This is a genomic window from Streptosporangium canum (assembly GCF_900113865.1).
GTDB classification, from domain to species: domain Bacteria; phylum Actinomycetota; class Actinomycetes; order Streptosporangiales; family Streptosporangiaceae; genus Streptosporangium; species Streptosporangium canum.
This window is the reverse complement of sequence record NZ_FOQY01000001.1, coordinates 137,708-161,920: the sequence shown is the minus strand read 5'-3', so window position 1 is coordinate 161,920 and position 24,213 is coordinate 137,708. Positions and strand designations below refer to the sequence as shown.

General features: G+C 72.1%; 19 protein-coding genes. 13 read left to right on the top strand and 6 right to left on the bottom strand.

Annotated elements, in window-relative coordinates:
• Window positions 1–4 precede the first annotated feature (4 nt).
• Window positions 5–883, top strand: coding sequence for a sugar kinase (locus BM085_RS00630; protein WP_245789042.1), 879 nt, complete (start codon window positions 5–7; stop codon window positions 881–883).
• A 113-nt stretch (window positions 884–996) separates the two neighbouring features.
• On the opposite strand, the gene BM085_RS00625 is transcribed toward BM085_RS00630, so the two are convergent.
• A complete protein-coding gene (locus tag BM085_RS00625; RefSeq protein ID WP_093885100.1) occupies window positions 997–1,734 on the bottom strand; it encodes an acetoacetate decarboxylase family protein in 738 nt (245 codons plus the stop codon).
• 48 nt (window positions 1,735–1,782) lie between these two features.
• Here BM085_RS00625 and BM085_RS00620 point away from each other — a divergent pair, with 48 nt between their 5' ends.
• Both BM085_RS00620 and BM085_RS00615 read left to right on the top strand, forming a co-directional pair.
• Window positions 1,783–2,307: a sigma-70 family RNA polymerase sigma factor gene (locus BM085_RS00620; RefSeq protein WP_093885099.1), complete on the top strand. Its 525-nt coding sequence runs from the start codon at window positions 1,783–1,785 to the stop codon at window positions 2,305–2,307.
• Window positions 2,304–3,245 (top strand): hypothetical protein, encoded by a 942-nt coding sequence (locus tag BM085_RS00615; protein WP_093885098.1) that lies wholly within the window; start codon window positions 2,304–2,306, stop codon window positions 3,243–3,245. The genes BM085_RS00620 and BM085_RS00615 overlap by 4 nt, the downstream gene beginning before the upstream one ends.
• Window positions 3,246–3,256: 11 nt before the next feature.
• On the opposite strand, the gene BM085_RS00610 is transcribed toward BM085_RS00615, so the two are convergent.
• The 4 genes from BM085_RS00610 to BM085_RS00595 form a co-directional block, all read right to left on the bottom strand.
• Window positions 3,257–4,378, bottom strand: a complete 1,122-nt coding sequence (locus tag BM085_RS00610; protein WP_093885097.1) for a glycosyltransferase family 4 protein — start codon at window positions 4,376–4,378, stop codon at window positions 3,257–3,259.
• 49 nt (window positions 4,379–4,427) lie between these two features.
• Entirely contained in the window at window positions 4,428–6,503 is a 2,076-nt protein-coding gene (locus tag BM085_RS00605) for an acyltransferase family protein (RefSeq protein ID WP_093885096.1), read from the bottom strand.
• A gap of 247 nt (window positions 6,504–6,750) precedes the next feature.
• Window positions 6,751–8,343, bottom strand: coding sequence for an LCP family protein (locus BM085_RS00600; protein ID WP_093885095.1), 1,593 nt, complete (start codon window positions 8,341–8,343; stop codon window positions 6,751–6,753).
• A 157-nt stretch (window positions 8,344–8,500) separates the two neighbouring features.
• Window positions 8,501–9,889 carry a hypothetical protein gene (locus BM085_RS00595; RefSeq protein ID WP_093885094.1) on the bottom strand — a complete coding sequence of 463 codons (1,389 nt, stop codon included), beginning with the start codon at window positions 9,887–9,889 and terminating at the stop codon, window positions 8,501–8,503.
• A gap of 119 nt (window positions 9,890–10,008) precedes the next feature.
• Between BM085_RS00595 and BM085_RS00590 the strand changes: the two genes are divergently transcribed.
• The 4 genes from BM085_RS00590 to BM085_RS00575 all read left to right on the top strand — a co-directional run bounded on the left by BM085_RS00590 (window position 10,009) and on the right by BM085_RS00575 (window position 14,834).
• Complete coding sequence (locus BM085_RS00590) at window positions 10,009–12,132, top strand: hypothetical protein (RefSeq protein WP_245789041.1); 2,124 nt, start codon at window positions 10,009–10,011, stop codon at window positions 12,130–12,132.
• A gap of 171 nt (window positions 12,133–12,303) precedes the next feature.
• Window positions 12,304–12,549 carry a type II toxin-antitoxin system Phd/YefM family antitoxin gene (locus BM085_RS00585; protein WP_093885092.1) on the top strand — a complete coding sequence of 82 codons (246 nt, stop codon included), beginning with the start codon at window positions 12,304–12,306 and terminating at the stop codon, window positions 12,547–12,549.
• Between the two features lie 281 nt (window positions 12,550–12,830).
• Window positions 12,831–13,760, top strand: a complete 930-nt coding sequence (locus BM085_RS00580) for a glycosyltransferase family 2 protein (protein ID WP_093885091.1) — start codon at window positions 12,831–12,833, stop codon at window positions 13,758–13,760.
• On the top strand, window positions 13,761–14,834 hold the full coding sequence (locus BM085_RS00575; protein ID WP_093885090.1) for a glycosyltransferase family 4 protein: 1,074 nt from the start codon (window positions 13,761–13,763) through the stop codon (window positions 14,832–14,834).
• Here BM085_RS00575 and BM085_RS00570 read toward each other — a convergent pair.
• Window positions 14,789–15,754 carry a lysylphosphatidylglycerol synthase transmembrane domain-containing protein gene (locus tag BM085_RS00570; RefSeq protein ID WP_093885089.1) on the bottom strand — a complete coding sequence of 322 codons (966 nt, stop codon included), beginning with the start codon at window positions 15,752–15,754 and terminating at the stop codon, window positions 14,789–14,791. The genes BM085_RS00575 and BM085_RS00570 overlap by 46 nt on opposite strands.
• A 192-nt stretch (window positions 15,755–15,946) precedes the next feature.
• Here BM085_RS00570 and BM085_RS00565 point away from each other — a divergent pair, with 192 nt between their 5' ends.
• The 6 genes from BM085_RS00565 (at window position 15,947) to BM085_RS00540 (ending at window position 23,884) form a co-directional block, all read left to right on the top strand.
• Window positions 15,947–16,786 (top strand): class I SAM-dependent methyltransferase, encoded by an 840-nt coding sequence (locus BM085_RS00565; protein WP_093885088.1) that lies wholly within the window; start codon window positions 15,947–15,949, stop codon window positions 16,784–16,786.
• Window positions 16,783–17,709, top strand: a complete 927-nt coding sequence (locus BM085_RS00560; protein WP_093885087.1) for a lysylphosphatidylglycerol synthase transmembrane domain-containing protein — start codon at window positions 16,783–16,785, stop codon at window positions 17,707–17,709. The genes BM085_RS00565 and BM085_RS00560 overlap by 4 nt, the downstream gene beginning before the upstream one ends.
• A 90-nt stretch (window positions 17,710–17,799) precedes the next feature.
• On the top strand, window positions 17,800–18,921 hold the full coding sequence (locus tag BM085_RS00555; protein ID WP_093885086.1) for a glycosyltransferase family 4 protein: 1,122 nt from the start codon (window positions 17,800–17,802) through the stop codon (window positions 18,919–18,921).
• 17 nt (window positions 18,922–18,938) lie between these two features.
• Complete coding sequence (gene manB, locus BM085_RS00550; protein ID WP_093885085.1) at window positions 18,939–20,033, top strand: mannose-1-phosphate guanylyltransferase; 1,095 nt, start codon at window positions 18,939–18,941, stop codon at window positions 20,031–20,033.
• Window positions 20,034–20,055: 22 nt separating this feature from the next.
• Window positions 20,056–20,976 (top strand): DNA-3-methyladenine glycosylase family protein, encoded by a 921-nt coding sequence (locus BM085_RS00545; protein ID WP_093885084.1) that lies wholly within the window; start codon window positions 20,056–20,058, stop codon window positions 20,974–20,976.
• 295 nt (window positions 20,977–21,271) lie between these two features.
• On the top strand, window positions 21,272–23,884 hold the full coding sequence (locus tag BM085_RS00540; RefSeq protein ID WP_093885083.1) for a bifunctional FO biosynthesis protein CofGH: 2,613 nt from the start codon (window positions 21,272–21,274) through the stop codon (window positions 23,882–23,884).
• Window positions 23,885–24,213 lie beyond the last annotated feature (329 nt).

The window sequence follows — 24,213 nt, the reverse complement described above, 5'->3', positions numbered from 1 at the left end:
CCCCGTGGTGGACGTCTACACCCTCGGCGAGGCCTTCGCCGTCGTCACCAGTGGCCGGATCCGTCACGAGCACGAGGCCAGGCTGGACGTGGCCGGAGCCGAGCTCACCGTCGCGGTCGGGCTGGCCAGGCTCGGGCACGCGGCGGCCTGGCTGGGCAAGGTGGGGGGCGACGAGATCGGCGCCCGGATCCTCACGGCGCTGCGCGGTGAGGGCGTGGACGTCTCGGACGCGCGGGTGGACGACGCCTCCCCCACCGGGCTGCTGCTGAAGGAGTCCAGGCTCGGGCAGGCGGCGAGGGTCACCTACTACCGGACGGGGACCCGGCTCACGCTGGGCAACGTCCCCATCGACCGGATCGCGGCCTCCCGGGTCCTGCACGTCAGCGGGATCGCCGCCGCGCTGGGCGCGCGCGACGCCGTGCACGCCGCCGTGCGGGCCGCACGGCTCGCGGGGGTCACCGTCTCGGTGGCCGTCAACTACCGCGACCAGCTCTGGCCGGACCTCCGGGAGGCCGAGGAGATCCTCAGCGCGCTGGCCTGCTCGGCCGACGTGCTGTTCGTCCGGCAGAGCGAGCTGGATCTGGTCAAGCCCGCCCTCGGCGGGGACCGGGAGGTCATCGTGATCCGGGGCGCCCGGGGTGCGAGCGTCCGGGTGGACGGCGTCCGCCACGACGCCCCGAGCCTCGGCACGCCCGTGGTCGACCCCACCGGTTCGGGAGACGCCTTCGCCGCCGGCTATCTCAGCGCGCTGCTGGAGCGGTTGCACCCCGCCGACCGGCTGCGCCGGGGCGCCCTGCTGGCGGCTTTCGCGGTGTCCAGCACCAGCGAGTGGCAGGGGCTGCCCACCCGTGCCGAACTGCCGCTGCTGGATTCCGACGTCTGAGGCGACGTCCGGGCCTGACCGTGACCGCGAGAAGCGGCGACGTTCGCGGGGACGCCGTAAGAGCCGCGGAGTAGCCGTAAGAGGAGTGGAGCGCGCCCGCGTTCATGCGGCGCCTACAGCTCCTTCGCCTCGCCGAAGGTCATGGTGAGGTGGGAGACCGTGCTGGTCATCAGGGCGAGTTTGGGCAGGCCGAGCTCGCTCAGCTCCTTGGCGACGGGGTGGTTGCCCAGGCGGATCAGCGCCCCGCCGGGGCGCATGCGGACCCCGCGGGGGGACATCGACCAGGGGATGCGGCGGGTGACGCCGTCCAGGTGGCTGTAGGCGTCGACGGGGGCCATCGTGCCGCCCCCGGGCACCGGGACGCCGGGCTTGACCAGCAGGTCCAGCACCAGGCGGCCGTCCTTGCGCAGGATGCACCGCTTGTAGGGGGAGCCCAGGCGGAGGTCGATGTCGGCCAGTTCCTTGGGGAAGCCCCAGATCGTGCGGCCCGCCTCCATGGTGAAGCCCTGGTCGACGGGGAGCCAGTGGATGAACGCCCCGGCCCCGGCCCTGCGCAGCTCCGACAGGCCGGCGCGCAGCCCCCGGGGCGGCGGTGGGCCCGCCCCGGGCGGCCGGACCAGGAAGGCCACGCCGAACTCCCGGTAGGCGTCGAGGTCGCCGTCTGCGTAGTCGACGAACACCAGCGTGCACAGGGCCTTGCCGGGCAGCACCTCGGCGACGTCCAGCCCCGAGTAGGCGATCACCGCCCGGGCGGCGTCCGCCCGGACCAGGTAGGAGGCGCTGCAGACGGAGGCGTTCCGGATCCGCACCGGCATGGCGATCTCGCGTCCCTGGATCAGATGGCGTGCCATACCTCCAGTACACCAATCTCCGGCCCTCACGTCACTGGTGTGTGACCAATCCTCTGCCGAAGCCGTCTCCTAGTTTGTGATGAATCAACCCCCGACGCGGAGGCGGCCATCGGCACCCGCATTGAGCAGCTCTACCGGGAGCACTGGCCGCTGGTCTGCGGTTACCTCCTGCGACGCACCCGCGACCCCCATCTCGCCGAGGACCTCGCCCAGGAGACCTTCGTCAAGGCCACCAGGGCGCTGCTCGGCTGGCGCGGGGAGTCGCCCGTCGCGTGGCTGCTCAGCATCGCCCGCAACGTGCTCGTCGACCACCTGCGGCGCAGCCGTACCGAACTGCCGCTGCCCGATCCGGACGAGCTGGGCCTGCGTGAGGCGGTCACCGACGCCGTCGCGGTCCGCGACGTGCTCGGCCGGTTGCCCGAGCAGCAGCGCAGGCTGCTCACCCTCGTCTACTTCGACGGGTTCTCCCTGGTGGAGGTGGCCGCGATGACCGGCCGATCCGTCGCGTCGATCAAGACAGCCGTGTGGCGCGCCCGCGCCGCCTTCGCCGAGATGTACGGAGCCACCCGATGACCGAGCCTGACTTCGAGCCCGAAGGGTTCGAGCTCCCCGACTTCGATCCGAAGAGGACGCGCAGGGCCGTGCGCAGAGGCGTCGTCCGTACGGCCCTGGTGACGCTGAGCGCGTTGCTCGTGGTGGCGCTGACGGCGACCGTGGGGTCCGCGTGGATCCAGAAGCGCGGCGACCGCGAGCGGCGCATGCGCGACGTGCTGGGTACGGCCATGCAGGTCGCCAACCCCGAATACCGGATCGGGTTCGGTGAGACCGGCGCATCGCCGCTGTCGCTGTCCCTGGAGGCGCGGATCAGCCCGGTCCGCGCGGTCGGAGGCTTCTCCGCCGGGTCCTTCACCAGCAAGCGGGACCAGATCACGCAGGACTTCTTCGGCCGGGTGCGCACGCCGCCGCTCGGCCAGGGGAACACGACCCCGCTGACCTACGCGCTCATCAACGTCCGCACCGGCAACCAGCCCAAAGCGGACATGCGCAAGGTCCTGGCGCGCCTGCCCCAGGACATGAACGCCCTGGCGGTCGTCGAGTTCACCGAACCGATGACCAGCGCCCAGCTCGTCTCCTTCGCCCGGCGGCACGACGGATGTCCCAACAGCGTGGTCTACGAGGAACGGCCGCGGTCCACCCCGATCACGTGGGAGTCGACCATGAGACCCAGCCGCATGGGCCTGCCCAAGAGCGGGATGTGCTACGACTCGCCCCCGGAGACGCTGGAGGGCTTCCGGGCCTGGGTGGGCATGCTGCGCGAGCACGACGAGCCCAACCTCAGGCGGTTCGGGCTCGACCTGGCCCGGCTGCGGAAGGCGGCGGGTGAGGGCAGGGCCTACGCCTACGTGGACTCCCTGGCCACGATCTCGTCGCTGCGCGAGCTGATCAAGGACCCCCGGGTCGCGACGGTGCGGGTGGCCGACGTCGCCTTCGACCTGGAGCGGCCCCGGTGACCGTACGGAGGTCAGACCACGAGGGGACGGCGGTGGGCGCGCGCGGGGGCGGCGCTCGCCGTCGCCCACCCCTCCAGCAGCCCCACGAACTCGCCCGCGTGGGCGGGCCAGTCGTAGTGGCGCAGCGCCTCCTCGTAGCCGCGCGCGCCCATCGCCGCGGCCCCCTCGGGGTCGTCCCGCAGCGCCAGTACGGCGCGCAGCGCCGCGTCCACGTCCCCGAAGGGCGTGACGACGCCGCAGCCGGTCCGGCCGACCAGGGAGGCGGCGGCCGGGAGCGGCGTGGTGACCACCGGGAGTCCGCGGGACATGTACTCGGCGACCTTGGCCGGCATCGACCGCCGGTAGGGGGGCACGTCGTGCGGGAGTGACAGCCCGGCGATCGCCCCTTCGGCCATCCGCAGCGCGTGCCGGTTGGGCACGTAGCCGTACCAGTCGAGCAGGCCCTGCCGCTGCGCGTCCCGCAGCATGGGCCTGATCTCGGCGTCGGCGGCGCCCACCAGGTCCATCCTGACCCCGTGGGGGAGCAGCCGCCGGGCCAGCTCGACCAGCTCCGCCGCCCCTCTGGCCCGGGACAGCCGGCCCACGTAGACCACTCGGTTCCGGCCCGGCGGCGGGGGCGGCCGGCGGGGCACGTAGGTGGTGTTGGGCACCACCGGGTGGGACCCGGAGAACCGCTCCCGGTGGGACTCCTCGGCCAGGACGAGGTGCAGCCGGTCCTCCGCGCGGGCCTCGACCCGGCGGATCAGCGCCGGCAGGGTCCGGCGCAGGAGCCCAGGGAGATCCGTTCTGGCCTCCAGGACGGCGGCCGTGTCCTCGTGGACGTCCCAGACGGTCACGGGGCGGCGCCTGGGCAGCCGGAGAACCAGCTCGATGTCATGGACGATCAGAAGGTCGGCGCCCTCGGCTCCGCGCCTCAGCGCCCCCCGGGCGGCCTTCAGGGCACGTCTGCGGTGACGGCCCAGCGCGCGGGGGACGTCGACGGCCCGGATCCGGGGATCGGGCGTGACGTTGCAGTCGGTGAAGGGCGCGACATAGGTGATCTCGTGCCCCGCGTCGAGGAGCGCCCGGATCTGCCGATGCATGATCCGGGCGTCTTCGGGGTGATGGACAATTGTCCCGACACATACCCGCATATTCCGATGCTGAGTGCCGGTTCCGTCATCACCGGATGTGTTGGGTTAATTACCGGGGAACTGCCGCTGAACTCTCCTTGCGGGCCGGCTCCGCCTGCTTGCCGGGGGAGTCCGCCGACGGGCGGCGGTAGAGCCAGACCAGGCGGGGTTCCAGCAGCCACTTGAAGAGCGTGCGCGTCTCCGGCAGGCACAGGACGATGGCCAGCGCCAGGGAGCTGGACATGATCGCCAGCACGCCCAGCGGGCCGTACAGCCAGGGGAAGCTCAGCCACCCCTGGTCCTTGGCGATGAGCACCACGACGCCGTGGAGCAGGTAGGCGTAGAGCGTGCGGGTGCCGAGGTCGGAGAACCAGGTCTCGCGCCGGGGCACCAGGGCCAGCAGCGCGACCGACATGGCCAGCGCCGCGATCAGCACCGCGCCGCGCACGCCGAGCCCGATCAGCCAGCTCGTGTCCATGGACTTGATGCTGTAGCGGAAGTAGATCGGCTTGAGGTTGACGTGCGGGGCGATGAAGACCGCCACCGCGATGCCGCCGGCGACCGTGATCCCGGCCAGGATCCTGACCCAGACCGGCTTGAGCAGGTCGAAGTGCTCGGGCTTGAGCACCAGGCCGAGCACGTAGAAGGGGAGCAGGCCGAAGAAGCGGTCGATGCTGAAGTCGCCGGAGATCTCCGAGAAGCCGGCCACCATGTAGATGACCACCGCGACCAGCAGCGGCTGCCGCATCCGGTTCCAGATGGGCGTGGAGATCCGCCAGAGCACCAGGGCCAGCAGGTACCAGTTCAGCCAGGCCGGGTCGATGATCGTCAGGGTCCATTTCTGGCCCAGTCCGTAGCGGAGCAGCGCGTAGCCGATCTCCACGACCACGTAGGGCACCAGCATGGTGTCGACCAGCTTGTTGATCTTGGCGTTGGAGTTCCAGAAGTTCCGGCCGAGATAACCGCTGATCAGGACGAACGCCGGCATGTGGAAGGTGTAGATGAACAGGTAGGCCGACTTGGCCGAGTGCGCGGCCAGGGTGGGCACCAGCGAGTGCCCGGTCACGACCAGGGCGATCAGGACGAACTTGACGTTGTCGAGGTACGGCTCGCGCTTCTTCCTGGCCGGGGGAGCGGCGGGCGCCTCCTCCGGGCGCGGCTCCTGCTCCGGCTCCTGCTCCTGCTTCGCTTCCGGGGCCCGGCCCCAGGGGGAGGGCTCGGGGTCACGGGCGGAGTTCTCCCAGTAGGAGAAGGGCCGATCGGCGGGCGGAGCCTCCTGCGGCTGCGGCCCGCGCCGGGGGGCCTGCGGCGCCCACGCCGCGGGCGCGGCCTGCGTCCGGGCGGCGTCGTGGTCCGACGACCAGGCGGGGTCCAGCGGGTCCAGCAGGTTCCCGGCGGGTGCGGCGCGGTGCGTCATGTCCAGCGGGTTGCGGGGGCCGGGGGGCCGCACGTCCGCGTACGGCGCCCGCGTCTCCCGGGCGGCGGACGGCTGCGCGTCCCCGTGCGTCGCCCAGGAGTCCGGCGTCGCGGGCGGCTGGGCGTCGCGTGTCGCCCAGGACCCCGGCGTCGCGGGCGGCTGGGCGGCGCGCGGTGCCCAGGGCTCGGACGCGGCGGGCGGCTGGGCGGCGGGCAACCCTTCCGGCGCGGTGGACGGTCGTGCCTCCTCGTGCATCGCCCAGAACTCCGGCGCGGCGGGTGACGGGGCATCCCCGCCCGCTGCCCGTGCCCCGGGGGCGGCGGGCGGCCGGGTGTCCCCGTACGGTGTCCGGCCCTGGGGGGCGGAGGGTTTGCGGGTCTCCCGCCGAGGCGCCTGCTCCTGCTCTCCGGGAGGTGTCTGGGTGTCCCAGTTCGCCCACGCGTCCTCCTCGACGGAGGACTGCGGCTCCTGGTAGGCCGGGTAGCCCCAGGCGGTGACCTCGCCGGGGTCCTCCTCCGGGCCCTGCCCGTCCCGGCGGCCCCAGGAGGAGGCGGTGGAAGCGCCGTCCGGCGGCTCCGGCCAGGAGGTCTGGGACGACTGCGCGTGCTCGGGCATCGGCCACGGGGCGGGTGTCCGGCCCTGTCCGCCGGCGGACCCGCCGGTGTCGGCGTCGGGGGCGCCGTCGTCCCGGGGGGCCGGTAGGTGGAAGGGGGATCGGGTGTCGCTCACGGGGAAAACGCTCAGCTATCTGTCGGAGACTGGGAGGTAGTCGGACACGCTACTGAAGACGCCCAGGGACCGCCGGGGGATGCGGTCGAGTGGGGTTCGCCTCGCCGACCCGACAACCCTAAACCGATCACGCGCCGTCTGTCGCACGAGCACTCGGGGTTTGAGATGGTTCGCGGCGAATCGTGATCGTTTAAAACCAGCGGGACCTCGGCTCCCTCGCCGTCCGGCCGCTCGCCGGCGGCGAGGGTCACTGGCAGGGGTTGGTCTCGCTGTCGATGATGTCGCCCTTGAGGGAGTCGGGGATCTTGGTGGGGACCCGGACGCCCTTCCAGTCGGCACCGATGATCAACTGGACGACCGGGCCGGTGGGGAGCGGGGTGGCCGGGATGGTCGCCGCGTAGTTCTCCACGCTGGCCGGCTTCGTCTTGCCCGCGATCGGGGCGATCTTGTCGCCGGAGAGCCGGGCGGCCACCGCGTCGGCGTAGGCGGCGCCCTCGGCGTCCTTCTTGCCGTAGCGCAGCGCGGTGGTGGGCACGTCGGCGGTGGCCGGGCGGGCGTTGCCGACCTGGGTCACCCGGAAGCCCTGGGCGACCAGCTTCGCGGCCACCTCCTTGGCCACGCCCGGCTTGTCGGTGCCGTTGAAGACCTGGACCTGGACCTGCTCGTTCTTGACGGTCGGTTTGGCGGGGGCGTCGGGGGCCGGGCTCTTGGTCACCTCGATGTCGCTGCGGATCGACTCGAACAGCTCGCCGGCGGCGGGCTCCCGCCAGACGACCCGGTTCTTGTCGGCGGGGTCCGGCATCCACGGCACGGTGACGGCCTGCAGCCCCTTGGCGGTGAGGGACTTCGCGCTCTGGGCGATCTCCAGCATGCGCCTGGTGTCGAGGTTCTTGTCCACCGTCACCGAGGCGGCGGCGGCCTCCAGGAAGCCGGTGAGCTTGCCGAGGTCGGTGAGCAGGTCGGAGCTGGTGGCCTTCTGCATCACCTGGTTGAGGAAGACCTGCTGGCGCTTGATCCGGCTGGTGTCGCTGCCGTCGCCGAGCCCGTAGCGGGCGCGGACGTAGGCGAGGGCGGTCTCGCCCTTCACGATGTGCTTGCCCTTGGTCAGATCGAGCTTGGCCCTCTTGTCCGTCACGTCCTTGGGCAGACAGATCTCGATGCCGCCCAGCGCGTCGACGATGCCCTTGAACCCGGCGAAGTCCACCTTGACGTAGTGGTTGATGTGGATCTGGGTCAGCGTCTCGATCGTCGTCCACGTGCAGTCGATGCCACCGTCGTTGAAGGTCGCGTTGATCTGCTTGAGGCCGCCGGGGATGATCGCCTTCGTCTTGGGGTTCTTGCAGTTGGGCACATTGACCATGGAGTCGCGGGGGAAGCTGATCATGGTCGCCTTGTCGCGGTTCGGCGAGATGTGCAGCAGGATGATCGTGTCGGTCCGCTCGCCGTCGGCCTGCATGTGCTGGCCGTACTTCTTGTTGCCGGCGCCGGCGCGGCTGTCGGAGCCCACGACGAGCACGTTGAGCGCCCCGGTCTCCGGGGGGCGGTTGACGCCGAGCCTGCTCTCGACGTCGTCACGGTCGATGAGGCCGTCGATGTCGCGGTAGAACTTGTAGGCGCCGAGGGTGCCGACCACCAGGACGCCGGTCATCGCGACGCTGATCCAGGCGCCGACGCTCAGCCGCTTGACCTTGCGGCCCGGGTTGCGGGGCGGCTTGGCGTAATCGGCGGGGGGCTCGGGAGGCGCTCCGCCGTTCCCACCCGCCCGCCGGGAGGCCCGGCGGCCGGGACTGGTCGTCTCCGCCCGGCGGTCCTCCACGGCGACGTGCCGATGGTCGCTCATGCGATCTCCTCGCCTGGCGGCAACGTCCGGTGCTGGTTCAGCTCGCTCATTGCGCCCAAAGAGTAGGTCACGAGGTGAGTGGCGGAAGCCATGATGACGTGAACTTGGTCATGACCGCTCCCCGAGACGCCCGTGATGATCCGAGCGCTCAGCATACTCAAATACGGACATTTCTTGGAATGTTACGGAAAGAAGGTTTACCCGCCACAAGTGCCGCGGCCAGACACGCGGCCGGCACGGCGGGCAGCACGTACCGGTAGTCGAACTCCGCGACCGCCGGGGGCATGACGAGCAGCACCACGGCCGTCGTCCACGGCAGCACCCACATCGGGGACTCCGGACGGAGGCGCCGGACTGCCGCCGCGACCGGGGGGACCAGCAGGATCAGCAGCACCGCCGCGCCGGGCAGCCACACGACGTCCTGGTAGGCCCGCATCCAGCCCGCGTAGGGCTCCACGATCCGGGTGGCGATCGGCCCCCGCTCGTAGTCGCGCTCGGCGCGCTCGGCGCCCGCCGTGGCCGGGTAGCGGCCCGGCGGGGCCGGCGGCGCCGCGGGGAACTCGTAGTAGTCGTAGACCTCCTGGTCGGGGTAGACCGGGCGGCTCAGCGGGAACGAGCGTGCCAGCTCGGACAGGACCGAGCCCAGGTAGCCGAGCGGCTGGCTCCGGATGGCCAGCGAGGCGAACCGGCCGGCCAGCTCGTCGTTCTCCTCGCTGAAGGTGATGCCGGGCAGCCTGACCAGCGGGGAGTCGGGACTCCAGACGTATTCCTGCGCGGGGGGCCGCCGCGCGGGCGGGCGGGGGTCGCAGAGCACGGCCAGGTCCGCGGGCGGCCTCATCACCGCGCAGTCGGCGAAGGTCATCGTCTTGGAGTAGAGGAAGACGCCGTTGGCGCCCACGATGCCGATCCGGCCGTGGACCGCGTGGAACCAGGCCCCGTACCCCAGGATCGGCAGCGCCGCCGCGGCCAGCATCACCCCGGCCATGAGCACCCGGCCCCGCATCCGGTAGATCAGCCAGCACGCGAAGATCACGACCAGCGGCAGCCCGACGGTCCTGGTCAGCGTCGCGGCCGCGACCAGCAGCCCGATCCCGCACGCCGTACGCCATCCGACGTCCCGGGAGAGGCCGAGGCAGACCGCCGACATCACCAGCGCGGCGAACAGGGTGTCGGAGACCAGCAGGTGCTCCAGCTCGATCTGGTAGGCGTCCAGAAGGGAGGGGACGGACGCGAGCACCGCGGCCCAGCCCGGGGCGCGCAGCCGCCGGGCGGTGAGGTAGACGAGCACGCCGACCAGCAGTCCCAGCAGATGCTGGACCAGCGCGACGGAGGCGAAGCTGTGAAACGGTTCGAGCAGCCGCAGCAGCATCGGGTATCCGGCCGGGCGGACCAGGTCGGGCCGGGGCTTCAGCGCGGTCACCACGTAGGTGTAGGAGTCGGGGAACCAGATCGCGGGCCGGTAGCCGAGCATGGTGATCACCCGCAGCGCGGCCCCGAGACCCAGCACCCCCAGGAACCACCGGTGCCCCCGAGCCCAGCCGACCACTTTCCGCCCCCTTCGCGCGCTGCGCGTACGCTACCGGCTTTCACCGAGCAGCCGCGCGCGGGCATCGCCGTCATCGGAGGCTGCCACTACGCTCGGGACGAGCTATGAGGATCACCTGGTTGGATCACACGCGGAGGCCCTCGGCGGGCAGGGTGCTCGCCGTGGTGTCGGTCGCGCCCGCGCTCGTGCTGGCGGGCTGGCTGGTGGCCGGGCTGTCGCTGCTGCTGCTCGGCTGGTTCCGGCCGATCGCCGCCCTGCCGCTGGGCCTGGCGATCGCCGCGGTCCTGTGCCGGTACGGCCTGCGCCGCCTGCCCGAGACCGTCGAGGCGACCGCCTGGCAGACGAGCGGCGTCGTCGCCGCCGCCCTGGCCTCGGGGGTCTTCAACGGCCTACTCCACAGCGAGCAGCTCGTCGTCCGCCGCGACCCCGCCACCTACGCCCAGTACGCCATCTGGCTGGCCGGCCACGGCTCGCTGCCGATCCCGTACCAGCAGGCGGCCTTCGGCGGCCCGGACCACGCGCTGCTCTTCGAGAGCGCGGGCTTCTACAGCTCCGGCGGCGCGGTCGTGCCGCAGTTCATGCCGGGCGCGCCGCTGATCGACGCGCTGGGACACTGGCTGGGGGGCCTGACCGGGCTGCTGCTGGTGCCGCCGGTGCTGGGAGCGCTGGCGGTGCTCGTCCTGTCGGGGGTCGTCGCCCGGTTCGTCGGCGCGCGCTGGGCGGCGCCGGCCGCCCTGGTGTTCGCGGTCAGCCTTCCGATCCTCTACACCTCGCGCACCACCTTCAGCGAGATCCCCTCCATGATCCTGCTCTTCGGCGGTCTCGCCCTGCTGCACGACGCCCAGGTCAGGCTCCGCTCCGGCATCACGGGCCTGGGCTACCTGCCGTCCCTGCCCTCCGCCGAGCAGCCGGGGCGGATCCGCCGGGCCCAGTCCGACGGCGCCGTGATCGGGGCGGAGCTGGCCGGCCTGGTGTTCGGCCTTGCCGTCCTGGTCAGGATCGACGGCCTGCGCGACGTGCTTCCCGTGCTGGTCTACGCCGGGCTGCTGATCGCCCTGCGCCGGGCGGGGGTCCGCGACGAGGGGCGTCTCGGCGTCCCGCTGCTCTGCGGCCTGGCGGCCGGGACCATCCTGGGGGTCGCGGCCGGATACATCCTGTCCAGGCCCTACCTGGACTACCTGTCCGGCTCGCTCCAGCCGCTGCTGGCCATCTGCGGCGCGGTCCTGGTGCTCACCCTGGTCGTCGCGCTCGCGGCGCCGAGGCTCGCGGCCCCGCTGCGGCGGGCCGCGGGGATCCGGCGGCTGCCCGAGATCGCCGGCGGCCTGGTGGTGCTGGTCATGGTGGCCTTCGCGGCCCGGCCGTGGCTGCAGACCGTCCTTCGGTGGCCGACCACGCAGGAGGACCGGCTGAACTACGAGTTCATCGAGAGGACGCAGAAGGCGAACGGCCTGCCGGTCGACGGCGCCCGGCTCTACTACGAGGATTCGCTGTACTGGGTGATCTGGTACGTCGGGGTCCCCGTGGTGGTGCTGGCCACGCTGGCCGGGGCGGTGCTCACGCGCAGGATGGTGCGGGGCAGGGGGTTCGGCTGGCTGCTGCCGCTGGCCGTCATCGGCTGGACCACGCTCACCACGCTCTACCGTCCGGGCATCACCCCCGACCACCCGTGGGCCGCCCGGCGGCTGGTCCCCGTCGTCATCCCCGGCCTCGTCCTGCTCGCCGTCTGGGGCCTGCGCTGGGTGCGGGACAAGGCCCGCAGGATGGGGTACGGCCCGGCCGTCCAGAACGGCCTGGCCGCCGTCGGCGCGGTGCTCCTGCTCGTCCCCCCGGCGATCACCTCCGCCGGGACGGCCTTCACCCCCATCGAGCGCGGCGAGCGCGCGGCGGTCGAGGCGATGTGCGCGGCCCTGCCGGAACGGGCCTCGGTGCTGATCGTGGAGCGGGTCACCGGTGAGCGGTTCACCCAGCTCGTCCGGGGCACCTGCGGGGTCCCCACCGCCCGGGTCGGCTTCTACCGGGGCGCCGACGTCCCCGTCCCCTCCGACGTCAACCGCCTGATCGGCCGCACCCGCGCCGCCGGCCGCGTCCCGGTCCTGCTCGCCGCCAGGGCCGACCAGCTCTCCCAGTACGGCAAGCCGGTCCAGGTGATGAACCTCCGCACCCGCCAGGAGGAGAGATCGCTCATCGCCCCCCCGGACGGCACCTGGTCCCTGTCCATGGACGTCTGGATGGCCGTTCCCTAGCCGGTTGATGGAGTAGTCGCCCGGGTGGTCATGGATCGTCGTAGTCGGGACAGGAGAGCTGTCGTCCGAGCGGCGTGTGGGAAACCCCGGCCCGGACCTGGGCTGGATCGGATACTTGTCTCTCACGACGTTTCCCTGCCGGTGTGGCCACTTGAGAGGTGGAGCTGCCACATGAGCGAGTCGTTTCCCGGTGACCACACGGTAGGCGTGCGTGACCTCACTCATGGAACCAGTCAGGTTCTCGCACGGGTCAAGGCCGGAGAGACGCTGACCATCACCGAGCGGGGTGAACCGATCGCCATGGTCATTCCGCTCCGGCAGCCGAAGATGGTCATGCCCGCCGTGGGATATGCGATGAGTGGTGACCCCACGTGGGCGTCCCGCGCTGACGAGAACCTCGACGGATCCGGCGAATGATCGTCGCGGACACCGGTGCGCGCTGGATGAGCGGCATTTCCGCGTGATCTCACCGCTCAACAGAGCGGACGCGTTCACCCTCCTGCCCGCTGACCTGAAACTCCAGTAGAAATGTGACTGACCTCGGAGTGAGAGGATCGGTACATCGGCGAGCGGTGCTCCGGGCGTCTCGGTGGCGTTCGGGATCCGCGCGTGGTCCGGGGGGCGCGCCGTGTCGCGTGGCCGTTCGAACGCGGCGAAGTGAGACCGGCTCCCAGCCGGGCAGAGTATCCTCGCCCGACGTGAGCACGCCCGAGACATCCGAGAGTGGACCAGCTGTGGACGCAACGCCGTACGTCACGATCGTTCTGCCCTGTTACAACGAGCAGGACCATGTCATCGACGAGGTCGAGCGCATCTGCGAGGCCATGGACCGCAGCGGCTACACCTACGAGCTCGTGGCCGTGGACGACTTCTCCACCGACCATACGCTGGCCAGGCTGCAGGAGGCCGCGCCGCGCTTCCCCAACATGCGGATCCGGGCCTTCCACCGCAACGGCGGGTCGGGCACGGTGCGCAGGATCGGCAGCCAGGAGGCGCGCGGCGAGATCGTCGTGTGGACCGACGCGGACATGACGTACCCGAACGAGCGCATCCCCGAGCTCGTCGACATCCTGCACAAGGACCACACGATCGACCAGGTCGTGGGCGCGCGGACCACCGAGGAGGGCTCGCACAAGTTCCTGCGGGTGCCGGCGAAGTGGTTCATCCGCAAGGTGGCCGAGCGGCTGGCGGGGCAGAAGATCCCCGACCTCAACAGCGGCCTGCGGGCGTTCCGCAAGTCGGTCGCCAAGCCGTACCTGCGGCTGCTGCCGCCCGGGTTCTCCTGCGTCACCACGATCACGCTGTCGTTCCTGTCCAACCAGCACGACGTCTACTACCTGCCGATCGGCTACAGCAAGCGGGCGGGCAAGTCGAAGTTCAGCTTCGTCTCCGACGCCTACCGCTACATCCTGCAGGTGCTGCGGATGGTCATGTACTTCAACCCGCTCAAGGTCCTCATGCCGCCCGCGCTCTGGCTGATCGGCATCGGTCTGGTCAAGGGCGTCGTGGACATGGTCCGCTACGGGTTCTACCTGACCAGCAACACCATCGTGATCTTCATCTCCGGCCTGCTCATCGGCTCGCTGGCGCTGCTCGCCGACCTCATCGTGCGCTCCCGGAGCGAGTAGATGCGGATCGCGATCGTCGGGCCGACCCACCCCTACAAGGGCGGCGGGGCCGCGCACACCACCGAGCTGGCCCACCGGCTGCGGGCCGCCGGGCACGACGTGGTGATCGAGTCGTGGAAGGCGCAGTACCCCTCCTTCCTCTATCCGGGGCAGCAGACCGTGGACACCCCCGACGGCGCCCCGTTCCCCCATGTCCGCCGCGAGCTCGACTGGCGCCGCCCGGACGGCTGGGCCCGCTGCGGGCGGCGGCTCGCGGCCGCCGACCTGGTGATCCTCGCGGTGCTCAGCCCGGTGCAGGTCCCGCCCTACCTGGGCATCCTGTACGGCCTGCGCCGCCGGACCCGGGTCGTCGCGCTCTGCCACAACGTGCTGCCCCACGAGCGCAAGCCCTACGACACCCCGCTGATGAAGGCCCTGCTCCGCCGGGTCGACGGGGTGCTCGTCCACTCCGGGCAGCAGGCGGCGCTGGCCCGCGAGCTGGGGCCCGCCCCGGTGACGGTGGCCGAGATGGCGCCGCACCTCCCGGTCGGGCCCCGGGAGCGCGGCGAGGCGGGGGGCGTGACGCGCAGGCTGCTGTTCTTCGGCCTGGTCCGGCCCTACAAGGGGCTGGACCTGCTGATCCGCGCGCTGCCCGAGGGCGTCTCCCTCCGGGTCGCCGGAGAGTTCTGGGGCGGCCTGCGGGAGACGGAGGCGCTGATCGCCGAGCTCGGGCTGACCGGCCGGGTGGAGCTGCGGCCGGGCTACGTGGCCGACGTCGACGTGCCGGGGCTGTTCGCCGACGTCGACGCGCTGGTCCTGCCGTACCGGAGCGGGACGGCCAGCCAGCAGGTGTGGTTCGGCCACGAGCACGGGGTGCCGGTGATCGCCAGCCGGGTGGGGACGCTCGGCGACCACGTCACCGACGGGGTCGACGGGCTGGTCGTCGAGCCCGGCTCCGTGGAGGACCTCCGCGCGGCGCTGACCGCGTTCTACCGTCCGGGCGAGCCCGAACGGCTCCGCGCCGGGGTCAAGGCCGTCGACCCCGAGCCCTACTGGGCGGCGTACGTGGACGCCCTGGTCTCCGTGGGGGCCTGAGTCCCGCGGCCGAGGAGCCAGCCGATCCCGGCCCAGGCCACGTCGGTGAGGGTGAAGGCCAGCCGGGAGACCAGGGCGACGGCCCCGGCGGTGGTCACGGCCGGGACGAGGCCATGGCCGTCCAGCGCCGTGACGAGGACCGCGACCATCGCGGCCTCGCGCACGCCCAGCCCGGCCGGGACGACCGCGACCAGCAGGCCGGTCGCCCAGGCGAAGGCGTAGGCCCCGGCGCCGAGCGGGTAGAGCGAGAAGTCGCCGGTCAGGTCGCCGAGGACGAGCCAGGTGTGCAGGCCGTAGAGCAGCCAGCCGAGGACCGTCCAGGCGACGGCGGCCAGCAGTGCGCGGCCGGGCAGCACCTGCTCGATGGGCTCCTTGCGGGCGATCCGCAGCGCCAGGTTCAGGCCCCAGGTGAGGATCCTCGGATGCAGGCACACGACGATCACCGGGATGATCAGGACGAGGTACCACGCCCGCTCGGCCACCGACCGGGCGGTGAACGGCAGCGTGGCGGCGGCGAGCCCGGCCGCGCAGCCCAGGGAGATCACCAGGCCCAGGGAGGTGGCGCTGAAGGTGCGCCGGGGCGGGCAGCCGTGGTCGCGGCCCAGCTCCATCATCGCGGCGTAGGCCCAGACGGATCCCGGGACGTATTTGCCGAGCTGGCCGACGAACAGCACGCGCGCGGCCACCCGCGGCGGCAGCGGGGAGCCCAGCCCGGCGACCACGGAGCGCCAGGCGAGGAGCATGCATCCCGCTCCCGCCATCACCGCCGCGCAGGCCCCGGCCACCGACCACCAGGACAGCCGGCCGAGCGCCTCGAGCGTGCCCTCCCAGTTCTGGGCCAGGCCGTAGCCGACGAAGGCCAGCGCGACCAGCGCCAGCAGCACCCGGAGCAGGCGGCTTGACCGCAGGCGGCTGAGCATCCGCCAAGGGTACGACGCGCACCTTACCCGGCGGTAGGGTCCCGGCTCGCCGGTACTCTTGGGCGGCGTGACGGCGATGGGCGTCGCGCGGGCCCGGTGCGGTGAGCACGGTGTCCCCGCGCGCGTCTTGCGGCACGACGGGTCGCGAGGGACGAGCGGTCCGCGGAGCGGATGAGGAGTGGTGGGCGACCGATGAGCGCGGAACGGGTGGCGCAGCTGGCGTACTCCGACTTCCAGGCGGCGATGCTGGACGAGGAGAAGCGCCGCCGCAAGGCCGCGAAGATCGTGGCGGTGCTCGGCCACTTCCTCGGCCGTGACCGGGACGTCCTCGACGGCCTGACGGTCGCCGACATCGGCTGCTCGGCCGGCTTCATCGCCGACGAGCTCGCCGCCGCGGGCGCGAGGCGGACCTTCGGCGTCGACATCGACGTGCCCGGCCTGCGCAAGGCGGCCGAGCGGTTCGGCGAGCGGGTCGAGTTCGTGTGCGCCGACGGCACCGCGCTGCCCTTCCCCGACGGCTCCATCGACGTGCTGGTCTTCAACCACATCTACGAGCACGTGGTGGACCCCGACGCGATCATGGCCGAGATGCGCCGGGTGCTCGCCGACGACGGCGTGCTCTACCTGGGGCTGGGCAACCGGCTCGGGGTGATGGAGCCGCACTACAAGCTGCCGTTCCTGTCCTACCTGCCGCCCCGGCTGGCCGACCGCTACGTCCGGCTGTCCGGTCGCGCGGACAGCTACTACGAGCGCTACCGGACCCGCCGCGGCCTGCGGAGGATGGTGCGCGGCCTGCGCGTGTGGGACTACACCTTCCCGGTGCTCGCCACCCCGGCGGCGTTCGCCGGCTCCGAGCTGTTCCCCGGCGTGGTCGGCCGGGTGGCCGGCGGCGTGCTGGCCCGGCTGCCCCGCTCCGTCCTGCGGGGGCTGCTGCCGGTGGTGCCGACCTACCTGTGGGTGGCCACCAAGGGCGCCCGCCGCCCGGCCGGAGCCTCCCTGCCCCAGCCGCCCGACCCGGTCCGCTCCCTGTGAAAAGGCTGGTCCGGATCGCCTTCCTGGCCGTGGCGCTGGGGTTCGGCGCGTGGGTGGTGGCGAGGCAGTGGGAGGAGATCCGCGCCGGGTTCGCCCGGCTGTCCTGGCAGTCGCTCGTGCTGTCGCTGGTCGCCGTGGTCGCCGCGCTGTGCTCCGGGATGATGACGTGGCGGGCGCTGCTGGCCGATCTCGGCTCGCCGCTGCCGTTCCGTCCGGCGGCGAAGGTCTTCTTCGTCGGCCAGCTCGGCAAATACATCCCCGGCTCGCTCTGGCCGGTGCTCGCCCAGATGGAGATGGGCCGTGAGCTGGGGGTGCCCCGGTCGCGGAGCGCGGCGGCCTTCTTCCTGACGATGCCGGTGCAGCTCGGCAGCGGGCTGATGATCTCCGGGGTGACGTTGCTGACCGCCCTGCCGGGGTCGGTCGCGCCGTACGCCTGGGTGTTCCTGCTGATCCCGCTGCTCGCGGTGGTGTTCGAGCCGAGGGTGATCAACGCGGTCCTCGGGTTCGGGCTGCGCAAACTCAAGCGCGAGCCGCTGGAGCGCCCGCTCACCCGCAGGGGCATGCTCACCGCGCTGGGCTGGGCGCTGCTCGGCTGGACGGCGTACGGCCTGCACCTGGCCGCGGTCCTCCACGAGTTCGGGCCCTCGGGGGTGTCGGCGGTCGTGTTCTCCATCGGGGCGTTCGCGCTGTCCTGGTGCCTGGGGATCATGACGTTCGTGGTCCCGGCCGGGGCGGGGGTGCGCGAGGCGGCCATGGTGGTCGTGCTGGCGCCGGTCCTGGACCGCGGGTCGGCGATCGCCGTGGCGCTCTGCTCCAGGATCGTGATCATCCTTGGCGATCTCGTCTGCGCCGGTGCGGCGGGCCTGGCCGCGCGGCGCGCCGTCGATCCCCGGCGCGATCCCGACCCCGGAAAAGCCGTGTGATTCACCCCACGATTTCGGCGGCCGGGGCAATAGAGTGAACGGGAGAAGGGGACGACCGTCCCGCGTGGTTCCTGAGGGGAGCGATCCTTCTTGACGCCCCGAGTGCTCGTCGACGCGGCCGCGGTCCCGGCCGATCGCGGTGCGTTGATCAGGTATGTCGACGGACTCGTCGCCGCGCTGGACAGGGCGGGCGCCGACCTGTCGGTCGTGTGCCAGCGGGCCGACGCCGAACGGTACGCCGCGCTCGCGCCCTCCGCCCGGATCCTGTCCGGCCCGCTCGGGATCTCCAACCGGGCCGCCCGGCTCGCCTGGGAGCAGACCGGCCTCCCGGTCCTCGCCCGGCAGACCGGCGCCGAGGTGATCCACTCTCCCTGTTACTCGATGCCGCTCCGCTCCGGCCTGCCGACCGTGGTGACCGTGCACGACGTCACCTGGTTCACCGAGCCCTCGCAGCACAGCGAGGTCAGGGCATCCTTCTTCCGCTCGGCGACCCGCACGGCGGTCCGGCACGCCTCCAGGGTGATCGTGCCCTCCAAGGCGACCAGGGACGAGCTGGTCCGGGTGCTCGCCGCCGACCCCACCCGGATCGACGTCGCCTATCACGGCGTGGACCCGGCGCTGTTCCACCGGCCGTCCGAGCGGGAGGTCAGGCACGCCGCCGACCGGCTCGGCCTGCACGGCGCCCCCTACGTCGCCTTCCTGGGCCCGCTGGAGCCGCGCAAGAACATCCCCAACCTGATCCGCGGCTTCGTCCGGGCCGTGCGGGACCTGCCCGACCCGCCCGCACTGGTGCTGGCCGGCGGCCTCCGCGACGCCGACGTGGACGCGGCGGTCGAGGAGGTGCCCTCCACCGTGAAGGTGCTCCGCCCCGGCTATCTGGCCTTCGCCGACCTGTCCGGGTTCCTCGGCGGCGCGCTCGTGGCGGCCTTCCCCTCGCGCGGCGAGGGCTTCGGGCTCCCGGTGCTGGAGGCCATGGCCTGCGGCGCGCCGGTGCTCACCACGCACCGCACCTCGCTGCCCGAGGTGGGAGGGGACGCGGTCGCCTACACCGAGCCCGACGACGCCGGCATCGCCGACGCGCTCCGCGCGCTGCTGGCCTCGCGGGAGCGCCGCGAGGCCCTGTCCGCGGCGGGTCTGACCCGCTCCAGGGAGTTCACCTGGGAAGCCTCGGCCGAGGCCCACCTGGTCTCGTATCAACGTGCTGTCGAATAGTGGGTTAACCTCACGGGATGATGGAGACCCCTTTGCCGGAGCTTGAGGCGATTCTCCTTGTCGGAGGACAGGGGACGCGCCTGCGTCCGCTGACGCTCGGCACCCCCAAGCCGCTGCTGCCCACCGCGGGGGTTCCCTTCCTTGCCCACCAGCTCGCGCGGGCCCGCTCGTTCGGCGTGCGGCGCATCGTGTTCGCCACCTCCTACCGGGCGGAGATGTTCTCCGAGGCGTTCGGGGACGGCTCGGCGTTCGGGCTCTCGCTCGAATACATGACCGAGGAGACGCCACTGGGCACCGGCGGCGCCATCCGCAACGCCGCCGAGGCGCTGACCTGCGGTCCCGACGCTCCGGTGCTGGTGCTCAACGGCGACATCCTGTCCGGCCACGACATCGGCGACCAGGTGGCCCGGCACGTCGCCGGGCAGGCGGCCGTCACCCTGCACCTGACCGAGGTGGAGGACCCCACGCGCTTCGGCTGCGTGCCGACCGACGACGCGGGGCGGGTGACCGCCTTCCTGGAGAAGACCCCGAACCCGGTCACCAACCGGATCAACGCCGGCTGCTACGTCTTCACCCGCTCGGTGATCGACTCGATCTCCGCAGGGGAGATCGTCTCGGTCGAGCGCGAGACCTTCCCCGGCCTGATCGACTCCGGCGCCCTGGTGCTCGGCTACGCCGACGCCTCCTACTGGCTCGACGTGGGCACGCCCGCGGCCTTCATCAAGGGCTCCCGCGACCTGGTCCTGGGCCGCCTCGCCTCGCCCGCGCTGCCCTGCCCCCCGGGTGAGTTCCTCGCGCTGCCCGGCGCCAAGGTCTCGACCGAGGCCAAGGTCGACGGCGGCACGGCGGTCGGCGCCCGCGCGGTCGTGGAGTCCGGCGCGCAGGTCTCCGGCAGCGTGCTCGGCGACGACTGCGTGATCCACTCTGGGGCGGTCGTGACCGACTCGGTGGTCGGCATCGGCGCCCGCGTCGCCTCCGGAGCGGTCCTGCGCGACGTCGTCATCGGCGACGGCGCGATCGTCGGTCCGGGCAACGAGCTCATGGCGGGCAGCCGCGTCTGGCCCGGTGTCGTGCTCCCCGAGTGCGCCGTCCGATTCTCCAGCGACGTCTGATCTCCCACGGCGCACGGGTGAGATGACAGTGCTCGCGCGGGAAGCGGTGAGGGAGCGGCGGTGGCGTTCGGAGGGGCCGCTCGACCTTGAGCTGACCCTCGGTCCGCATCGGCGCGGGGGCGGTGACCCGGCCTGGCGGAAGACGCCCGACGGGGCGATCTGGCGGACCTCGCGGACGCCGGACGGTCCCGGCACGTTACGGGTGCTCGCCCGGGGCGGTCACGTCGACGGGGCCGCCTGGGGTCCGGGGGCCGGGTGGCTGCTGGAGACGCTCCCCGCGATGCTCGGCGTCGACGACGACCTCTCGGGGTTCGTCCCCGAGCACGATGTGATCCGCGACGCGTCCAGGCGTTACGGCGGGCTCCGGGTCGGGCGGACCTTCCGGGTGCTGGAGGCCCTGGTGCCCGCCGTGCTCGAACAGAAGGTCGTGACCGGTGAGGCCTGGCGGGCGTGGCGGTGGCTACTCGGCCGGTACGGCGAGCCCGCACCGGGGCCCGCGCCGGAGGGGATGCGGGTCTTCCCCGAGCCCGAGGCGTGGCGGTCGATCCCGTCGTGGGACTGGCACCGGGCGGGGACGGAGGCCGTACGGGCGCGGACCGTGGTGAACGCCGCCTGGCACGCGGCGAAGCTGGAGGCGGCCGGGGGCAGCGCCGACGCGGATCGGCTGCTGCGGGCGCTGCCCGGGATCGGGGTGTGGACCTCCGCCGAGGTGCGGCAGCGGTCGCACGGTGACGCGGACGCGATCTCGGTGGGCGACTATCACCTGGCGTCGCTGGTCGGCTGGTCGCTGACCGGCAGGGAGGCCGACGACGCGGAGATGCTGCGGCTGCTCGCGCCCTACCGGGGGCACCGGCACCGGGTCAGCAGGCTGCTGAAGCTGGGCGGTGCGCGGCCGCCCGCTCGGGGGCCGAAGACAGCCGCACGCGACTACCGCTCGTTCTGACCCCGCCGAGGTCGGGGGAGGGCTCGTCGGCCCGCCAGTCGCGGCTGTCGCGGCTGTCGGCTCCGATCAGCGGGGCGAGGACGGCGGCCGCGGCGAAGGCGAGGAGAAACCAGATCATTTTCGGCTCCTGAGGTTCTTGGAGGGGGTCCGGTGGGATGACTTAAATATATGCATCCGCATTCATTTACGTCTATCTAGAGTTGCTTGACTGCATCCTTTAGCGATGCTGAACTGTCCGGCCCGCGATCCGGTACCCGCCTCCGGTTGGCTTGGCGGCGCGCCGTAATGTGCGCTCATGAGCGTGAACCCCACCGATACCGCGATGCGCCGGGCACTGGCCCGCGCCCGCGACGGAAAAGCTCTCGACCTCACCGAAGCCACCGTCCTGCTGCACGCCAGAGACGCCCACCTCGACACCCTGCTCGAACACGCCGGACGGGTGAGGGACGCGGGGCTGGAGGCCGCCGGACGGCGAGGGATCGTCACCTACAGCCGTAAGGTCTTCATCCCGCTCACCCGGCTCTGTCGCGACCGATGCGGGTACTGCACGTTCGCCACCGCTCCCCACAAGCTGGAGAGCATGTATCTCAGCCCCGACGAGGTGCTGGAGATCGCCCGTCAGGGTGCGGCTATGGGGTGCAAGGAGGCGCTGTTCACCCTGGGCGACCGGCCGGAGGACCGCTGGCCCCAGGCCCGCGAGTGGCTGCACGCCCACGGCTACGACGACACGCTGTCCTACGTCCGCGCGATGGCCATCCGGGTGCTGGAGGAGACCGGGCTGCTGCCGCACCTCAACCCCGGGGTCATGACCTGGCAGGACCTGCAGCGCCTCAAGCCGGTCGCGCCGTCGATGGGCATGATGCTGGAGACGACCTCGCGGCGGCTGTTCGAGGAGAAGGGACAGCCGCACTACGGCTCGCCGGACAAGGACCCCGCGGTACGGCTGCGCGTGCTGGAGGACGCGGGGCGGACCAACGTGCCGTTCACCAGCGGCATCCTCATCGGTATCGGCGAGACCGTCGAGGACCGGGCCGAGTCGCTGTTCGCGCTGCGCAGGGTGGCGCGCGAGTACGGCGGGCTCCAGGAGATCATCGTTCAGAACTTCCGTGCCAAGCCGGACACCGCGATGCGCGGCATGCCGGACGCGGACCTGCAGGAGCTGGCCGCCACGATCGCGGTGACCCGGCTGGTGCTGGGGCCCAAGATGCGGGTGCAGGCGCCGCCGAACCTGGTCGACTCCGAGTACGAGCTGATGATCAGAGCGGGGATCGACGACTGGGGCGGGGTCTCCCCGCTGACGCCCGACCACGTCAACCCCGAGCGCCCCTGGCCCCAGATCGACGACCTCGCCGCCCGCACCGCCGCCGCCGGGTTCGCCCTGCGTGAGCGGCTGACCATCTACCCCGAGTACGTGCTTGCCGGTGAGCCCTGGCTCGACCCCCGGCTCAACGCGCACGTGGCCGCCCTGGCCGACCCGGAGACGGGCCTCGCCCGCGAGGACGCCGTCCTCGCCGGCCGTCCCTGGCAGGAGCCGGACGGCGGCTTCGTCTCCCTGGGCCGCACCGACCTGCACACGGCCGTCGACACTGAGGGCCGCACCAGCGACCGCCGCGACGACTTCGACGACGTCTACGGCGACTGGGAGGCCCTCAGGGAGCGGCTCCCGGCCCCCGCGGCGCCAGGGGGGCCGGGAGAGCCCGCCGTACGGCTCGGGGAGGTCCGGGAGGCGCTGCGGCAGGCCGCCGCCGACCCGGCCCGGCTGACCGACGCGCAGGCGCTCGCCCTCCTCGACGTCGCCGGCGACCACAACGGCGTGGGGGCCGACGACGCGGCGCTGGAGGAGCTGTGCCGGATCGCCGACGACCTCCGCAGGGAGGCGGTCGGCGACGAGGTGACCTACGTGGTGAACCGGAACATCAACTTCACCAACGTCTGCTACACCGGCTGCCGGTTCTGCGCCTTCGCGCAGCGCCGTACCGACGCCGACGCCTACACCCTGAGCCTGGAGCAGGTCGCCGACCGGGCCTGGGAGGGGTGGCAGGCGGGGGCGACCGAGGTGTGCATGCAGGGCGGCATCCATCCGGACCTGCCCGGCAGCGCCTACTTCGACATCGCCAGGGCGGTCAAGGCCCGGGTGCCGGAGATGCACGTCCACGCCTTCTCCCCGATGGAGGTCATCAACGGCGCCAGCCGTACGAACCTGTCCATCGAGGACTGGCTGGTCGCGGCCAGGGAGGCGGGCGTCGACTCGCTCCCCGGGACCGCGGCCGAGATCCTCGACGACGACGTGCGCTGGGTGCTGACCAAGGGCAAGCTGCCCACCAGGGAGTGGGTGGAGGTCATCTCCACCGCGCACCGGGTCGGCATCCCGACGACCTCCACGATGATGTACGGCCACGTGGACAACCACGCCCACTGGGTCCAGCACATCCGGCTGATCCGCCGCATCCAGGAGGAGACCGGCGGGTTCTCCGAGTTCGTGCTGCTGCCGTTCGTCCACCACAGCGCGCCGATCTACCTGGCCGGGATCGCCAGGCCCGGACCGACGGCGCGGGAGAACCGGGCCGTGCACGCGCTGGCCCGCATCCTGCTGCACGGCGCCATCAAGAACATCCAGTGCTCCTGGGTGAAGCTCCAGGACGGCCTGTGCCGCGAGGTGCTCCAGGGCGGGGTCAACGACCTCGGCGGCACGCTGATGGAGGAGACGATCAGCCGGATGGCGGGGTCGGAGAACGGCTCCTTCAAGACGATCAGCGACATCGCGGCGATGGTCGCCCCGACCGGCCGGCCGCTTCGGCAGCGGACCACCTCCTACGGCGTGCCGGACGAGGATCGCCTGGCCGCGGCGGCGGCGAGCGACGGAGTCTGTAGGAGCGTGCGGATTTCGCTACCGCTCGAACAGGTGTAACGGGCTCCCCATCACCGGATGTCGAACGCGGCCCGCCCGCATGGACCCCGCCGAGTCTTCGTGCTCGGGCCGCGTTCGGTGTGGAAAGGCGTCTCAAGCGGCTTTTCGCGACATGTTTCCCTCCCGAAGGCGGCGATGCGCGATTGACTTCCTCCCCACGGCTGAAGCCCGAGGTCTCCACGCTCAAGGAGATTCGATGAATGCGACCCGCCCCGGGGACTTCCCGGCCGCTGCTGGCATCCATCAGAGGGGCGTCATAGGCTGTTACATGCAGGCTCTGTGCACCAGGACGTAGATGACAGGGTGAGGAGCCCTGTCTCGGCAGGAGG

Excerpts from the sequence above, each read along its gene's own strand:
- BM085_RS00625 (WP_093885100.1), bottom strand. The coding sequence starts at position 1,734 with ATGGCACGCCATCTGATCCAGGGACGCGAGATCGCCATGCCGGTGCGG.
- BM085_RS00615 (WP_093885098.1), top strand. The coding sequence starts at position 2,304 with ATGACCGAGCCTGACTTCGAGCCCGAAGGGTTCGAGCTCCCCGACTTC.
- BM085_RS00610 (WP_093885097.1), bottom strand. The coding sequence starts at position 4,378 with ATGCGGGTATGTGTCGGGACAATTGTCCATCACCCCGAAGACGCCCGG.
- BM085_RS00600 (WP_093885095.1), bottom strand. The coding sequence starts at position 8,343 with ATGAGCGACCATCGGCACGTCGCCGTGGAGGACCGCCGGGCGGAGACG.
- BM085_RS00585 (WP_093885092.1), top strand. The coding sequence starts at position 12,304 with ATGAGCGAGTCGTTTCCCGGTGACCACACGGTAGGCGTGCGTGACCTC.
- BM085_RS00575 (WP_093885090.1), top strand. The coding sequence starts at position 13,761 with ATGCGGATCGCGATCGTCGGGCCGACCCACCCCTACAAGGGCGGCGGG.
- BM085_RS00570 (WP_093885089.1), bottom strand. The coding sequence starts at position 15,754 with ATGCTCAGCCGCCTGCGGTCAAGCCGCCTGCTCCGGGTGCTGCTGGCG.
- BM085_RS00565 (WP_093885088.1), top strand. The coding sequence starts at position 15,947 with ATGAGCGCGGAACGGGTGGCGCAGCTGGCGTACTCCGACTTCCAGGCG.
- manB (WP_093885085.1), top strand. The coding sequence starts at position 18,939 with ATGATGGAGACCCCTTTGCCGGAGCTTGAGGCGATTCTCCTTGTCGGA.
- BM085_RS00545 (WP_093885084.1), top strand. The coding sequence starts at position 20,056 with ATGACAGTGCTCGCGCGGGAAGCGGTGAGGGAGCGGCGGTGGCGTTCG.
- BM085_RS00540 (WP_093885083.1), top strand. The coding sequence starts at position 21,272 with ATGAGCGTGAACCCCACCGATACCGCGATGCGCCGGGCACTGGCCCGC.